The sequence below is a fragment of the Indolivaga alginatilytica genome (genome assembly GCF_003201355.1).
Taxonomy (GTDB): domain Bacteria; phylum Bacteroidota; class Bacteroidia; order Bacteroidales; family Dysgonomonadaceae; genus Dysgonomonas_A; species Dysgonomonas_A alginatilytica.
The window spans coordinates 1-15,311 of sequence record NZ_QICL01000055.1; the positions used below are offsets into that span (position 1 = coordinate 1).

Below are 15,311 nucleotides of genomic sequence, written 5' to 3' on the forward strand. Positions count from 1 at the left end.
GATTGGTAACAGAACCAATAGATATGTACTACTACAAATAATATACTGATGGCCCGCATGAATTCCATGACTTTAGCCAGTCCTCTTAGGTCGTCTTCGTTTTGCATAATAAAATTAATTTGAAAATTAGTAAATGTGCCAATATGCCAATTAGTAAATTAGCATATGGACGAATTTGAAAATGTGTAAATCAGTTATAAACCGAATCCCTTGCGTTTTTTCTTCTTTCGTTTCATCCGATTGGCAAAGGCAATCTCTTCGTAGTTATCGCCGTGCTGCTCCATCGAAAAAATACCGGCAATAGATTCTGCTACGGAGTCCTGCTCCTTATCGTAACCATTTGTCGCATGAGAATCATTGCTATATGACTTATCTTCTTGTTGGCTCTTGTTACTGGATTGTCCGCTGAATAACTCATGGAACGAATTGGCTGAAAACTCTTTGCCCAAATGAGAGCCGTTGAGCACGGCTTTCGCTTCGTGGTCGATAAAAGTTACGCCGTAGATGCGTTTATCGTCGTTCTCCCGAAAGACGACACTGATTTTGTCTTTTGCTAATCGTTTCTCAAAGTCCTTTCTGCTACTGCAATTAGCCATCGCATTGGAAACAAACCGTTTGTTACGCTCCTTCAGTTGCTTATCGGCTAATGGCACTTTAGATTTCTCCATGTGTTTTTGTAGGGCTTCGTAACCGACTGATTTCCCAATCAGTGATGCTTTGATCGGATTACCGACTTTTTCGCCTTTGCCTGTGATAACCGAATAGACCAGTCCGTTATAAGGCTTGTTCCGAACCTCTCCTTTGACCTCCTCGACTGTAATACCGTATAAGGAAAGTAAAGCCTTAAATTCGTGAATAGTCCGAAAATGATAATCTTCCATCAGCCCTTTGACCGTATTGGAGACCTGCTTTTTTATATCTCCGGCTTTAGGATCTACTCTTTTCAAAGTCCATTCATCTATATGATTCTTTTTCGCAGGTATCAGGTTGTACTTCTGCTCCAACTGCTTGCGGATTCTCTCCGAACGCCTCTTTTCAAACGAATCATCAATCTTTGAGCCATCTTCTTTTACCCGTATTGATACAATATGAATATGCCCGCGAGCCAGATCGTTGTGCTTATATACGAGAAAAGGTTGCTTGCCGTAGCCTAACTTATCCATGTATTCCCGGGCAATGGTCGCCAGTTGTTCATCCGTCAGTTTATCATCGGGATGGGGATTCAATGAGATATGAATAACAGGGTTCAAGGTTTTATTATTGGCAGCCAGATAGGGTTCAAACGACTGCATACATAGCGGAATGTTATACGATCCGTCCAACGGGCGAATGATATTCTGAGAGAATAACACTTCGGCTACGCCTTCATCGACCTTCTTCTGATTGTACTTTATTGCTCCGAAGAGGGAGCTTCCCGAACTGATTCTCGCTACCATTACCGCAGGTATTTTTGCTGAAACTCCTGCGTCAGTTCAATTATTTTCTTATTCAACCCAACCAGTTCGATAGTCGCCTGCTCCAGTTTATAGAGGAAAGCGAGTGCCTTTTTCTCCGAGAAATTGGAGTGCAACAGTTTAATAAGCTGGTTGTAATTGTGTCCGATTCCCCGAAACTGATCGAAGAAAGTAGTCAGCCTCATGTAATAATCGGTGCGTGCTTTGTCTATCTCCACCACTTTTACAGGATTGGAAAACAGGCAGGAGGTAATAAATTGCGACTTGTTCTTAGCTCTGGATTGGTGGAACAGTTTTATAAACCGCAGTTCATCGGCATCATTCAGGTAAAAGACATGCCTGTTCTTAGCAGGATCGATAAGGGGGATGCGTCCGCCCTTGTTCTTCTTCAACTCATTTTTTGATTTCATAAGCATAAAAATTGGATAATTAGTGCGGTCTCAGACCGTTTTGTTTTACATCGTCTACGATAAATAAGTAGACCCTTAGTTTTACAATAAATTGACTACAAAGAGTACGACTTCGGAGTGCTGTTTCTCCCGACTATCAGAGTCAAGGGAGCAAGATGGTTTTAAGGCACTTAAAACAGTTTTGAGTGTACTCAAAACACATCTTGCCATACACTGACGTGTATAAAAAATCCGTTTGAAAAACGGATTGACTTTCAGCTAAAAGGGGATAACTTTTAGCCTCTAAGATATGAGTGGTTCTAAAAAGACGAAGAATTGCTATTCTTCCATTCTTATCCTGACAAGTAGCCGAACATATCTCGTTGAAAGCCGGGAGTTACTCCGAAGTTGCAAAGTTAGGGGCTGTATTCTTGATACACTAAAAACAGAGGCGGACATAGCCAGACAAAGACGACTGCCTGATTTGAAATGGAAAATATGTATCGAAAATCTGAAAGTGCCGGATCTCTAAAAATATCGATTCAGTTACCCTGTTCAAGAAGCATTGTACCTGTTATACAATGCTTTTTATAAAGTAAAAGACTTTTTATAATATGCAATAACCTTATTATTAATGCTATATATCACTGAGCGGTTAACCGGATAGCCGGCTAGCCGATTAACCGGACTGACATTCATTCTTTCAATCGATCAGCATAGTAATGAGGCCGGCTTTTAGATTGCCGGATAATGGTTCTTTCAAGAAACTATTCTTTTGACGGGTTCATTACCTGAATACTTCTCCGGGCAGGTTGTATTGTGAATAATCCGTTATCCGAAGTTTTATTCAGGTAAACAATCTATCGGGTAACTATTTTTTCAGATGCCAGTTTAGCTTGTCGGTGGGATAGCTTTTCTGTTAATCAGGCAGAAGGCTATTTCAATACTAAGGCATGCAAATAACCCTCGGGTCAGCTAATTTGCACTCCGAATTGATAAATAAGCGACATAGCCGGACAAAGGCTGCCAGAGCGTCTGATAACGAAGCGATACTGTAAAATTTATTCTTCTTTTGTACCGGCATCAGCCGCAAGGCTTTTTAGTATTAACATCAAAATGTACCGATATGAATCAAGAAACATTATTTATTGCCTTCAGTACCCAAAAGGGTGGAGTCGGCAAAACAGCTTTTACCGTTCTGTTATCCAGTTACCTGCATTATCAGCAAGGGAAGTCGATTGCTGTTATCGATTGCGATTTTCCCCAGCACAGTATTATGGAAATGCGTAAACGTGATCAGGAACTGGTTATTACTGATCCTTATTACAAACGGATGGCATACCACCAGTTCAAGGAAATATCTAAAAAAGCGTATCCTGTTGTAGCAAGCAATCCGGTCGATGCCATAGCGGATGCCCAAAAACTTATTGAGGACAGTGAAGGCAAAATAGACATTATCTTCTTCGACCTGCCCGGGACAATGAACAGTAAAGGGGTAGTACTCGTATATTTATGACCGAGCATACTGCTGACGGTTTCAATAGGCACTCCCTCAGAAAGTGTAATCAAACTGGCGAAGGTATGCCTACTCATATGAATGCCAACACTTTTGCTTATGCCGCATCTTTTGGCAATAGCATTAAGCCCTCGGTGCATTGCCATTTTATAGGGAACGATAAAAACCTTTCCATCCGTTGACTCGCCTCTATATTTCTCTATTATAGCCAGAGGAATATCCAACAAACGAACCTGATATTCCACTTTCGTTTTTTGATGTTTGGCTATGATCCACTGACTGCCGTCTTCCGCTGTTTTGATTTCATCATACGTCAGATTCTTCATATCGATGTATGAAAGACCGGTGAATGCTGCAAAAATGAAAAGATCTTTCGATAGTCTCTGTTGCCTAACTATTGGTTCTGATGATATAAACTTATCCAACTCCTGCCTTGTTACTGATTTATGAGCTACTTCCATTGTTTCAGGTTCAAATCCGCAGAAAGGCTCCCGGTATATGATTCCCTGATTAAATGCATTTCGTACAATTTTTCGGAAATAAACCAAATATATGCCACTTGTGTCAATAGAAAGTTTTCTATCTACCCGTAAATACTGATAATAGTCTTCTATGTGTGAGCAGGTCAATGCCCTGAAAGGAATGTCGCTCAGATTGAGCTTTTTATGGATAAGCCTTTCCAAGGCATTATAAGCATTAATGTATTGCTCCGATGCAGCTTGGCTGTAATCGATTCCAACCCGTAGGGCAATCGTTTCATTCATTGTTCTGAAATGTGCTAAGACAGTAGCTTGTGAGCAAGCAATACCTTGTGTCACATTCTTTAGGTGTTTTGCTTCAACTGTCAGATGAATTTCTTTCAGTTCTTTATAGCGGGAATGAATGATGAGATTTATTCTGTTAATCTCACGATTAATATCTTGTGCCAATTTCGTTTTGCCTATCATTCTGCCTGCTTTGGTGTCCCAAATTTTGGCATCGGCTTTTATTTTTAGGCTGAACTGGGACATAGTTCGGTCAACTTGGATTCGTTCCATTACGGCTGATAAACCGCTCTTTTTTGTTTCATTCTTTTTGAGGTAGAATAGCACCTTTAATTTGGATTTCATAAGACTCATTTTTTACAATTAAAATTACATTCAAATGAGCTATATGTATTTATGAGAAAGATTGACAACCAGCGTATAAAACTCTCCTTAGAAATTTGATTGCCTGTCAAGCATTTGTTTTGCTCTTTTAGCTGTTCAATCGAGTTGTTTTACTACCTTTGGCATCGTATTTCATCACCCAAAAAGGGTAACGAATTGGTAACGGAAAGACCTCTTTTAGTCACTTTTTATGCCTCTTTTCGTTTTTGTAAAGCAATGTAGACAAAAGTGTTATTCACTGACATACAACTGGTTATATTTAAATTTAGATAATATGCTTTTCCGTGTTACCTTTGTAACCTTTTGAATATTTAGCAACTGATAAACAACGAATTAATAAAACTACAAAAGTAACACTCAGTAGCCACCTTTGTTACCTTATTGATTACTTTTTGTAACTAGTGTCACCCTATTGTGTAACTATTTCAGCAGCCGATTCGCATAAACAGTAGATATTTTCATTTTTTTATCTCTCAATTAAAAGATTAGCTATCCTATAAGATTCAAAACAAATGGATAAATGACACTATAATACCGATGAGGCAAGTGATTCTACCACTTGTTACCACCGATATGTCATCTGATGATCGCAATATTTTATATTATGAAAACCTGACCAATACTTACAATGGACTTAAATTAATTTTCAGAGAACCTTATAATGAAAGAGATAAAAAGCATCAGAAATATTGGGATCGTTTTTTTACAGATCACTAAGTAGAAATAGTCCTTATAATAATTGCAAGGCTATTTCAGCGCAAGCTTCAGCATCTGCCAGTGCATTATGATGATTTGTAAGAATATAGCCACAATCTTCAGCTACAGTGTGCAATTGATGATTGACTAAATGTCGCAATTGACGACGCGATTCTGCCAAAGTACAGTAAAACTGATAATCGGGATAGTCCATCTGATAAGAACGAAACGCAGCTTTCAGGCAAGCTTCGTCAAACCCTTTATTATGTGCCACAAAAGGCAAGTCCTCAATAAGAGGTTCTATCTGTTTCCAGACCTCGGAGAATACGGGTTCATTAGTAGTATCATCGTATGTCAGTCCATGAATAGCAGTATTTCCATAATTATAATAATTAGGCTCAGGCTGAATAAGGCTGTAAAAGCGGTCAGTAATAATTCCATTTCGCACCATCACAATGCCTACACTACACACACTTGATAATTCGTGGTTAGCTGTTTCAAAATCTATGGCTACAAAATCGCGTATCATGTTTATCAATATATTTATCGGTAAAATTAGGAATAAGATTTATATTTATTACAAAACATCGGAGGGAATAACAATACAATCGTTCTGATAAATATACATCAAGGAATACAAAAGCACAGAGTGTTTTATCATCTCAAAATACTCATTCAAATAAAATGGTATCTATCCATTTAACGTTACTTTAGCAACATTAATAGTTAATTAGCATTTCGATGCCTCACAAAGAAATACAAGTCCATTTATTTTTATAAGTTTTCTTATATTTGTAAATATAAACCTAAAGAAAAATACATGAGAACACTATTTATTAGGGTTATCGCAATCGTATTTGCGATATTACCTGTATTTGCATCTGCCATAGAAATAAATCAAAAACCATTTGTGATACCCGAATTGAAGCAGTGGGTAGGAAAAAATGATATGTTCAGGACTACAGCAACCTCTCGGATTGTAGTTCCAAAAAGCAACGCTAGTTTGCTGCACGTAGCTAAGTTATTTGCCGAAGATTACAAAACAATCTTTGGTCAGGAACTTGTAATTTCAGAAGGCAAAGCTAACAAGGGAGACTTTACTTTTAAAACCGCATCTAACAAAGAACTAGGTAAAGAAGGATATCAAATAAAGATTTCGGATATAGTTGAAATCACTGCCCCCGAAAGTGTTGGTATTTTCTGGGCTACCAGAACTTTATTACAGATGTCTGAACAGAGTAAAGAAAGAGAGCTTCCTAAAGGAGAGATAAAAGACTGGCCCGATTATGCACTCCGAGGCTTCATGATTGATTGTGGTAGAAAATTTATCCCTTTACAATTCCTTCGTGACTACGTGAAAATAATGGCGTATTATAAAATGAATACTTTTCAGATTCATTTGAATGATAATGGATTTAAGCAATACTTCAAAAACGATTGGAATAAAACATACTCTGCATTCCGCTTAGAGAGTGAAACATTCCCCGGATTAACAGCCCAAGACGGACACTATACTAAAAGCGAGTTTATAGACTTACAGAAACTGGCAGAAGAATACTTTGTGGAAATTATTCCCGAAATAGATGTTCCTGCCCACTCCTTAGCTTTTTCAAAATATAAACCCGAAATAGGAAGCACGGAGTATGGTATAGATCATCTTGATTTATTTAATCCCGAAACTTACAAATTTATCGATGCTTTATTCAAAGAATATCTGGAAGGGGAAAACCCCGTTTTCAGAGGTAAGCGTGTTCATGTAGGTACCGATGAGTATTCGAATACGAAGAAAGATGTGGTTGAGAAATTCCGTTATTTTACAGATTATTGTATTCGCCTGGTGGAAGGGTATGGAAAACAAGCCTGCGTATGGGGAGCATTAACTCACGCAAACGGAGAGACCCCTGTAAAATCGGAAAATGTGTTGATGTTAGCATGGCATAACCCTTATGCACAACCTGATACTATGATAGAGAAAGGATACGATTTAGTAAGTATCCCGGACGGACTTCTATATATTGTACCCAATGCAGGTTATTATTATGACTACCTTAATCATGATAAAATATACAACGAGTGGACCCCTGCTCAAATCGGCAATAAAGTTTTTAGCGATACAGAACCTAAGATATTGGGAGGTATGTTTGCTGTATGGAATGATCATGCAGGAAATGGAATATCAACTAAAGATATTCATCACAGAGTTTATCCCGCAATTCAGACACTAGCGACCAAAATGTGGACAGGTAAAAGCAAGACATTACCTTTTGATGTATTTGATTCGAAACGACACGATCTGAGTGAAGCTCCCGGAATAAATATACAAGGAAAGATAGGCAAAGAACCTGCGCTTGTCTATGAACAATCTGAAGTTAAGAAAGGCAGCAAAATGAAATACAGGGAGATTGGCTATAATTACACGGTTAGTTTTGAGTTAGAGGGTACTGACGAGAAAAAAGGAACTATTCTATTTTCAACTGACGAAACACAATTTTATCTATCTGATCCTATAAAGGGAATGTTGGGATTCGCCAGAGACGGCTATCTCAATACATTCAACTACAGAGTAAAAGAAGGTGAAAAAGTGCTTATTACAATTTGTGGAGATAATAAAGGTACCCGATTATATATTAATGGTAAACTTCATGATAACCTGAGTATGAAGACTCAATGGTATAATGAAGGCAAGGATAAGATGTATTACACTCAGACTTTAGTATTCCCGCTTGATAAAGCAGGAGATTATAACAGCAGAATTCGTAATTTAAAAGTGTATAACTATTGTAAGGAGTAAATTATCAATTCACATATTTTGATAAGTATAAGTAGCCGATTATTATGATCGGCTACTTTTATCTTATAGGTGGATTACTTTTTCAAAGAAGCCATATCAATAACGAAGCGATATCTCACATCACTCTTAAGCATTCTTTCATAAGCAGTATTTATGTCCTGCATTTTGATCATTTCTATTTCAGAAACGATATTATGTTTTCCGCAGAAATCGAGCATTTCCTGCGTTTCGGCAATCCCTCCGATAACGGAACCTGCAACCGATTTACGTCCCAGAATCATAGGAACAGAATTCAACATCGGATTAAGATCTCCTAAATATCCAACCAGTACATGTGTTCCGTTGATATTTAATGTCGCAACATAAGGATTAATATCATGAACATAAGGAACGGTGTCGATAATCAAGTCGAATTTACCTTTCACGGATTTCATTTGCTCCGCATCAGTAGATATTACGACTGCATCCGCACCCAGTTCTTTTGCATCCTGAGATTTTCCCGGAGTTCTCGAAAACAGCGTAACCTCTGCACCTAAGCCCTTAGCCAGTTTAATTGCCATGTGCCCTAAACCACCTAAACCAACAACAGCCACTTTACTGTTTTTTCCTACTTTCCAATGTCTGAGAGGAGACCATGTAGTAATTCCGGCACACAACAATGGTGCAACAGCAGCCAGATTAAGATTAGTCGGAACTTTCAATACAAAATGTTCGTCTACTACTACTTTTTCAGAATATCCACCGTAGGTTTGCAAACCTAAATGTTTATCAGGACCATTGTATGTCCCTGTGAATCCATTCAAGCAATATTGCTCCAAATCATGCTGGCAGCTGTCACATTCTCTACACGAATCAACCAGACAACCAACAGCAGCTAAATCTCCTACTTTCAGTTTAGTAACTTCATTTCCTACTTTAGTAACCCGCCCTACAATTTCATGCCCGGGAACCACGGGATAGATAGTTCCGCCCCAATCGTTACGAGCCGTATGCAAATCGGAATGGCAAACACCGCAATACAGAATTTCAATTTCAATATCTTTTGGTGTCACTTGACGACGTTCGATATGCATTTCTTTTAAAGATGCATCGGCAGCTGCTGCTCCGAATGCTTTTGTGTTTTTTGTTTCCATTTGTAAATATTATATATTTAATATTAAGTAACGTTTAATATTTAATGCGATGTTTTATCAGTATAACTATCTCTGGTTGTTATGCCTGCCAAAGCAATAAAAAGGTCTGTGACCTTAATCCCAATAAAGAACTGAAATAGTTACACAACAGGGTGACACTAGTTACACAAAGTAATCGATAAGGTAACAAAAGTGACTGCTGAGTGTTACTTTTCCGACTTTCCTAACTGTTTAGTTATCTGTTGTTAATGTTTTAAAAAGTAACAAAGGTAACAAAAGTGACACTTTTTTTATCGTTTCATTTTTTCTTATTTACTGTTTACTGCCCTTATATAGATAGATAAAATAACAGCCGATCCGCAGTAATTATTTATCTATTGAAATCAGTTCGTATTTCTGAGTTCCCAGACCAATCTGTTCGCCATATTCAACCGCATGAATACCATTCTTAGACTCCATACGTTCTATTAAATGAATCTTTCCATGATCGGAAGAAGCATAAACCTGATCAACACAAGCCTTATCCAGAGCCACAGGGTCGAGCGAGGCAAGAATACCTATATCTCCCATTTCAGGATCGGCAGGACTCGAATCGCAGTCACAATCAACCGAAAGATTATTCATTACACTAATATATATAATCTTATCACCACAATGATCTGCAATTGCTTTAGCTGCTTCCGCCATTGTTTCAAGAAAGTCATCCTGAGTAGGATTACCCCAGCTTGTAGTGCTTTCGCCGGCAGAATGAATCAGGCGCTTGCCATTTGCAGAAGCAATTCCGATAGACATATTTTTGATTGCCCCGCCAAAGCCTGCCATAGCATGCCCCTTAAAGTGAGAAAGATTAATTGTAAAATCATAATCCGGATAATGTGAACCTACAATATCTTCTGTAATGTGTTTACCACCTTTCACGGGCAGACGCACCTCTCCATCAGCATCAAGAATATCTATCAGTGCGATGGCTGTAAAACCATGATCTTTAGCAGCTTTCAAGTGTGCTTCTGTAGTTGCTCGATTCCCGCCATAAGCAGTATTAGCATCAATGATAGTTCCCTTTACAGAAACAACCAAGTCTTTCACCAGATCGGGTTTTAAATAGTTGCTACCTCCGGGTTCACCCATACTCAGTTTAATCGCTACTTTTCCCGTTGCAGGGCGTCCTAAAACCTCGTATATCTGCATAAGGCTTTCGGGACTGATACTCTTAGTTATATAAACTTTCGCAACTTCTCCTGCAGGAACATTTTCATTCAATAATTGTTCCTGAGAAAGCTTCTTCTCCCCATTACCGGACAATGTACAGCCATAGATAGAAAATGGTAATAACATAGTCATTAATAGCATCGTCATTTCTTTTCTCATAATTGTTCTTTTTTATTATTAATTAAGGTCTGACTATTCATTGCTTTGGATAGAGATAAGAGTCCGAACTATTGTGATTCAAACCATCACTTGTGTAAATGAGATGATTTGCATCAAGTGAGGTTATATCAAAAACAGACTTGTAAATATAATGATTTTTAAGTATATAGATACATAATTATGTATCTATATACTTAGGTATCTAAAATTTAGAGCCCTGTTCTTTTTTCGAGTTCTTCGGGATAGCGGTCACCTTTCAGATTGATTTTAGAACTGGCTTCATTAATCTTTTTCACATCTTCCGAAGTCAATTCCACATTGCCCGCTCCCAAATTCTCTTCTAAACGATGCACTTTGGTCGTACCCGGTATCGGAACAATAAACGTTTTTTGAGCCAGCAACCACGCCAATGCAATTTGAGCAGATGTTGCATTCTTCTCACCGGCTATGTGTTTTATAAGGTCAACAATAGCCTGATTAGCTCCAAGAGCGTCTTGCGTGAAACGGGGAAGCATGCTTCGAAAATCGTTTCCTTCGAATTTTGTATCACCATCGAAGCTTCCTGTAAGATAGCCTTTTCCTAACGGACTGAAAGGTACAAAACCGATTCCCAATTCTTCAAGCATAGGTATCAGTTCTTCTTCGGGACGTCTCCACCATAGAGAATATTCGCTCTGTACGGCAGTAACAGGCAGAACTGCATGCGCACGGCGGATTGTTTTCACACCTGCCTCCGACAATCCCCAGTGCTTTATTTTACCTTCTTCTATTAGGTCTTTTACCGCTCCGGCTACATCTTCGATAGGCACGTTAGGGTCTACACGATGTTGATAATATAAATCTATAACATCAGTTTTCAGGCGTTTAAGTGAGCCTTCTATTACTTGTTTAATATGTTCGGGACGACTGTTCACTCCTGTCTCCTTTCCGTTTTCGATATTGAACCCGAATTTGGTCGCAATCACAACCTCGTCACGGATAGGTTTAAGAGCCTCCCCGACCAATTCTTCATTGACATAAGGTCCATAGATTTCGGCTGTATCGAAAAGAGTGACTCCAAGGTCAAAAGCCTTACGAATCAACGTAATCATTTCGTTCTTATCCTTTGCAGGACCATAACCGTAACTCATCCCCATACATCCCAGTCCGATAGCGGAAACTTCCAAATTGGTATTCCCTAATATTCTTTTTTTCATTGTGTTATTATTTTGCGTAATTAAGTAAAAGAAAATATTTAATGATATATTTAAAAGATATAACTATCTATCGCTATTTTACTTGCCAAAACAATAAATAGTTCTGCGAACTTAAAATACCCCGGATTCATTCTGAAAATTCCATTTATAAAGACAAAGATAAAAGCAAAGCCACAAGAAATGTTTTTCCCTGTGGCTCAAATATTGTTTGCTATATGGCTCATTATTTACTGTGTCGGCGAATAACCAAATTGCTTTTTAAATGCCGATGAAAAGTGTGATAAATTTTTAAATCCTACTTCGAGATATACGTCCGATACTTTTTTATTCTCATTACGTATTTTATCGTGTGCCACTTTGAGCCTCTTTTCTATCAACCATTTTTGCGGAGGCGATGTACTTACTTTTTTAAAATCCCTTTTGAAGGAAGCTAAACTTCTTCCTGTAAAATGAGCGATCTCTTCAATGTCGAGATCATACATATAATTTTCCTCCATGAAATCGAGTATATCTATTTTCCACGGTTCGGTAAAGTCAAAAAGAATAGGATAAAACTTTCGATCTATGTTTAATAAGGAATACACACCTTCCTGTACTTTCAGTTGCATCAACTGATCGACAGGTTTTATGGATGAATCAAAATAAGGTGTCATAGATTGAAACAAACTCGCGATATCGGGTGTCTGAGGCAATTTCACTACACTGGGCAGACCTTTGACAGCATCGTTCGGAAGATCGTTCTTATCAATGGTTTGATAAAATTCCCGCAAAAAATTGCGATTAAATAACATGAAAATCCCCTTGAAGTGTTTGTCCCCTTTAGGTTGCTTCGTTAAATTCACACGGTTATCTCTACGTAGAAATACACACTCTCCGGCTCGGATTATAGTTTTCCTGTTTTTCTGTTCAACAATCAGTTCTCCTGAGTAAATGTATACAAGCACATGATTTTTCACCATAGATGCACAACTTCTGTCATTGTCGAACAAATAAGTGAAGAAAATATCGGAATAACTAAAAGTCAGAGATTCGTTGCGTTGAAATTCCATAAAATATCTTTTTTACAAATATAGCGTTTTGTTTACTGGCTCAAAAGACTTCACAAGTTTTGAAGTTTAAAGAGATAAATTTACATCTGATTTTATTTTCAGACAGGAAACCTTTTATACCATTTTCTTAAAAGGTATTTTCTTAATTATGAAGGGAGCTTTCCGTATTGTTACCTAATTTTATTGTAAAACATGTACCTTTGTCGACTTCTGATATTACTGAAATACTTCCACCGTGTGAACTGATTATTTGCCTGCAAATACTCAGTCCAATTCCAGACCCTTTCTTTTTGGTTGTGAAAAATGGAATGAATATCTTATCTAAAACATCAGGTAAAATACCACAACCGTCATCTAAAACAGAGATCACAGGTTGCTGATATCCATTCTTAGTTATTCTCACTTCAACCCCTGATCCTTCCGATCCGGAACAAGCATCCCATGCATTTTTTATTAGATTAATCAAGACTTGCTCTATTTGTATTCTATCAGCAAAAAGAGATATATTATCCGAATCAATTGAGAATGATATATATATGTTTTCTGCCCTTAGTAAATTACAGATATCAGTCATTACTTCCTTAGCAGTGAAGTGAGTTCGATCAGGTTCGGAAATGTAAGTCAATTTTTGGTAATTACGAATAAATTCAACTAAACCTTTACTACGTCTGTAAATCGTTTGCATAGCCTGATACAGCATATCGCTATTAACATTTTCTTCTATACTTCGAATTTCTGAAAACGTTTCGGATAGAGAAATAATCGGAGTCATAGAATTCATCATTTCATGGGTTAATATACGTATTAACTTTATCCATGCCTCATTTTCATTTTCGTCCAGAGCCAATTGTATATTCTTAAAACTGAAAATCTTAAGATCTTCCCCCTTCGAATTAATCAGAACGACAGTTATAGCTAAATTATATTCTCTAAAGTCATTGCTTATCTTTATTGTTTTTATTTCTCCCGGAATTAATTTGTCTAAAACCGTAAGAATTTCATTGGAAATAGTGGATAAATCTGACAGGACTCTGGGTTGTGGCTTTCCAAAAAGATCAAGAGAAGCTTTGTTAATCCATACTATCTGCTTTTTCAGATTAACAACCAATATAGCAGAGTCTATCCGATTCAGTAATATATCATAGAAGCTATTCTCGACCTCCTTTTCTTGTATTCTTTTATTGAAGCGGGCAATAGATTTCTCCATATCCATAGCTAATGACGGAATAAGTCCTTTGCTATCATATCCATTGAAAGAGATATTAAATTCTGAAAATTTAATAGCTACCATCAATCGCTCCATATCTTTCACGGTACGTTTCAGAAAAGCAACCAAGCGATACACAGACCACACCACAAGTAAGAAGAAAATACTGCAAAGCCAATAATTTCCGTAAACAAAAGAGGCTCCTACCCCTATAGACACAGCTATAAGCCATACAATAAGAATAATCAGGCTTGTATTGTATTTTTTCATTTCTTATTTATTTTTCGATACAAAGCATATCTGCTAATTCCTAATAATTCTGCCGTCTGATTTAGGTTCCCATTAGTTCGCTTAAGAGCATTTTCTATCGCATTTTGTTCCAATAATCCAAGATTTAATATTTCATTACTCCTGGGGTTTCTATTTTTATGTAATGATAATATAAAATCATCGTTTTTCAGAACCTTAGCTGATGCCAGAATAACGGCTCTTTCCATTACATTTTGCAATTCTCTCACATTTCCGGGCCAACTATAGGTAAATAATTTATGTTTTGCGTCTTGACTAATACTTTGTATCTCTTTTTTATACTTATGATTAAATTTTTGCAGAAAATATTCGGCTAGTAAAATAATATCTCCAGCTCTTTCTCTTAGAGGTGGAATATGTATTTCAATTGTATTAATTCTATAGAGCAGATCTTGTCTGAATGCACTATCTTCCACCGCTTGATATATGTCTGTGTTTGTAGCACAAATATAGCGGACATCAATCGGAATATCTTTAGTAGACCCTAACCGTGTTATATGTTTTTTTTCAATTGCTGTGAGCATTTTAGCTTGCATAGCGAGCGACAAATTTGCAATCTCATCTAAAAACAAGGTTCCTCCGGAAGCAACCTCCATGCGTCCGGGTTTATCTGTTTTTGCATCCGTGAATGCACCTTTTTCGTATCCGAACAACTCACTTTCAAAAAGATTTTCTGAAATACTTCCTAAATCGATACTGACAAAAATATCTTCGGCTCTTTGAGAATTATAATAAATCGCTTTTGCTATCAAATCTTTACCTGTTCCGTTCTCTCCTAATATTAATATATTGGCGTCGGTATCTGCCAGTTTTTCTATCATTTTAAAGATGCTCCTCATCTCCTCGGACTGTCCAATGATTTCATGGGATAAATGACTTGTATTTAAAACCTGCATCTTATCCTTTAAGCTTATTATCTTCTTTTGCGATTCTTTTAGTTTTAGTGCTGATATAATAGTAATGCGAATCAGTATTTAAAAAATTAGATAAATAAATGCGATTGCAATTTTACCCATCGTATGTACTAGTAGTCCGGATGTTGATCTGACTTTCTG

Annotated in this window: 13 protein-coding genes and 2 pseudogenes; 4 read left to right on the forward strand and 11 right to left on the reverse strand. The window is 37.3% G+C overall.

The features are described 5' to 3' along the window. The 3 genes from CLV62_RS21080 to mobA all read right to left on the reverse strand — a co-directional run. The coding region (locus CLV62_RS21080) for a YWFCY domain-containing protein (RefSeq protein ID WP_146212819.1) at positions 1-107 on the reverse strand (107 nt) is incomplete at its 3' end. Between the two features lie 87 nt (positions 108-194). After that, the gene (gene mobB, locus CLV62_RS21085; protein WP_110312749.1) at positions 195-1,436 is read right to left on the reverse strand and encodes a conjugal transfer protein MobB; all 1,242 of its coding nucleotides are present in this window, start codon (positions 1,434-1,436) and stop codon (positions 195-197) included. After that, complete coding sequence (mobA, locus tag CLV62_RS21090) at positions 1,436-1,864, reverse strand: conjugal transfer protein MobA (protein WP_245904160.1); 429 nt, start codon at positions 1,862-1,864, stop codon at positions 1,436-1,438. The genes mobB and mobA overlap by 1 nt, the downstream gene beginning before the upstream one ends. Before the next feature lie 289 nt (positions 1,865-2,153). Between mobA and CLV62_RS21610 the strand changes: the two genes are divergently transcribed. Both CLV62_RS21610 and CLV62_RS22130 read left to right on the forward strand, forming a co-directional pair. After that, positions 2,154-2,375, forward strand: coding sequence for a hypothetical protein (locus CLV62_RS21610; RefSeq protein ID WP_146212820.1), 222 nt, complete (start codon positions 2,154-2,156; stop codon positions 2,373-2,375). Positions 2,376-2,969: 594 nt separating this feature from the next. Then, on the forward strand, positions 2,970-3,359 hold the full coding sequence (locus CLV62_RS22130) for a ParA family protein (protein WP_110312751.1): 390 nt from the start codon (positions 2,970-2,972) through the stop codon (positions 3,357-3,359). 38 nt (positions 3,360-3,397) lie between these two features. Here CLV62_RS22130 and CLV62_RS21100 read toward each other — a convergent pair. Next, positions 3,398-4,477 (reverse strand): annotated as a pseudogene (locus CLV62_RS21100) (site-specific integrase); the annotation flags it as partial. A 567-nt stretch (positions 4,478-5,044) separates the two neighbouring features. Between CLV62_RS21100 and CLV62_RS21970 the strand changes: the two are divergent. Continuing rightward, positions 5,045-5,224 (forward strand): hypothetical protein, encoded by a 180-nt coding sequence (locus CLV62_RS21970; protein ID WP_110312753.1) that lies wholly within the window; start codon positions 5,045-5,047, stop codon positions 5,222-5,224. Between the two features lie 13 nt (positions 5,225-5,237). On the opposite strand, the gene CLV62_RS21110 is transcribed toward CLV62_RS21970, so the two are convergent. After that, positions 5,238-5,729, reverse strand: a complete 492-nt coding sequence (locus CLV62_RS21110) for a 3'-5' exonuclease (protein WP_110312761.1) — start codon at positions 5,727-5,729, stop codon at positions 5,238-5,240. Positions 5,730-6,023: 294 nt separating this feature from the next. Between CLV62_RS21110 and CLV62_RS21115 the strand changes: the two genes are divergently transcribed. Then, complete coding sequence (locus CLV62_RS21115; protein WP_110312754.1) at positions 6,024-7,994, forward strand: family 20 glycosylhydrolase; 1,971 nt, start codon at positions 6,024-6,026, stop codon at positions 7,992-7,994. Positions 7,995-8,068: 74 nt separating this feature from the next. On the opposite strand, the gene CLV62_RS21120 is transcribed toward CLV62_RS21115, so the two are convergent. The 6 genes and pseudogenes from CLV62_RS21120 to CLV62_RS21145 form a co-directional block, all read right to left on the reverse strand. Next, positions 8,069-9,127: an NAD(P)-dependent alcohol dehydrogenase gene (locus CLV62_RS21120; RefSeq protein WP_110312755.1), complete on the reverse strand. Its 1,059-nt coding sequence runs from the start codon at positions 9,125-9,127 to the stop codon at positions 8,069-8,071. Between the two features lie 366 nt (positions 9,128-9,493). Next, positions 9,494-10,495: a DUF362 domain-containing protein gene (locus tag CLV62_RS21125; protein WP_110312756.1), complete on the reverse strand. Its 1,002-nt coding sequence runs from the start codon at positions 10,493-10,495 to the stop codon at positions 9,494-9,496. Between the two features lie 209 nt (positions 10,496-10,704). Further along, positions 10,705-11,691: an aldo/keto reductase gene (locus CLV62_RS21130; RefSeq protein ID WP_110312757.1), complete on the reverse strand. Its 987-nt coding sequence runs from the start codon at positions 11,689-11,691 to the stop codon at positions 10,705-10,707. A 227-nt stretch (positions 11,692-11,918) separates the two neighbouring features. Then, on the reverse strand, positions 11,919-12,740 hold the full coding sequence (locus CLV62_RS21135; RefSeq protein ID WP_110312758.1) for a helix-turn-helix domain-containing protein: 822 nt from the start codon (positions 12,738-12,740) through the stop codon (positions 11,919-11,921). 142 nt (positions 12,741-12,882) lie between these two features. After that, on the reverse strand, positions 12,883-14,217 hold the full coding sequence (locus CLV62_RS21140; protein ID WP_110312759.1) for a sensor histidine kinase: 1,335 nt from the start codon (positions 14,215-14,217) through the stop codon (positions 12,883-12,885). Continuing rightward, positions 14,214-15,215: pseudogene (locus CLV62_RS21145) on the reverse strand (sigma-54 interaction domain-containing protein); the annotation flags it as partial. The gene CLV62_RS21140 and the pseudogene CLV62_RS21145, both read right to left, overlap by 4 nt. Between the last annotated feature and the right edge of the window lie 96 nt (positions 15,216-15,311).

What these genes read in the sequence shown, in the direction of transcription:
- CLV62_RS21135 (WP_110312758.1), bottom strand. Translation starts at nt 12,740, where the DNA reads ATGGAATTTCAACGCAACGAATCTCTGACTTTTAGTTATTCCGATATT.
- CLV62_RS21140 (WP_110312759.1), bottom strand. Translation starts at nt 14,217, where the DNA reads ATGAAAAAATACAATACAAGCCTGATTATTCTTATTGTATGGCTTATA.
- CLV62_RS21130 (WP_110312757.1), bottom strand. Translation starts at nt 11,691, where the DNA reads ATGAAAAAAAGAATATTAGGGAATACCAATTTGGAAGTTTCCGCTATC.
- CLV62_RS22130 (WP_110312751.1), top strand. Translation starts at nt 2,970, where the DNA reads ATGAATCAAGAAACATTATTTATTGCCTTCAGTACCCAAAAGGGTGGA.
- CLV62_RS21610 (WP_146212820.1), top strand. Translation starts at nt 2,154, where the DNA reads ATGAGTGGTTCTAAAAAGACGAAGAATTGCTATTCTTCCATTCTTATC.
- mobA (WP_245904160.1), bottom strand. Translation starts at nt 1,864, where the DNA reads ATGAAATCAAAAAATGAGTTGAAGAAGAACAAGGGCGGACGCATCCCC.
- CLV62_RS21115 (WP_110312754.1), top strand. Translation starts at nt 6,024, where the DNA reads ATGAGAACACTATTTATTAGGGTTATCGCAATCGTATTTGCGATATTA.
- CLV62_RS21125 (WP_110312756.1), bottom strand. Translation starts at nt 10,495, where the DNA reads ATGAGAAAAGAAATGACGATGCTATTAATGACTATGTTATTACCATTT.
- CLV62_RS21970 (WP_110312753.1), top strand. Translation starts at nt 5,045, where the DNA reads ATGAGGCAAGTGATTCTACCACTTGTTACCACCGATATGTCATCTGAT.
- CLV62_RS21120 (WP_110312755.1), bottom strand. Translation starts at nt 9,127, where the DNA reads ATGGAAACAAAAAACACAAAAGCATTCGGAGCAGCAGCTGCCGATGCA.
- mobB (WP_110312749.1), bottom strand. Translation starts at nt 1,436, where the DNA reads ATGGTAGCGAGAATCAGTTCGGGAAGCTCCCTCTTCGGAGCAATAAAG.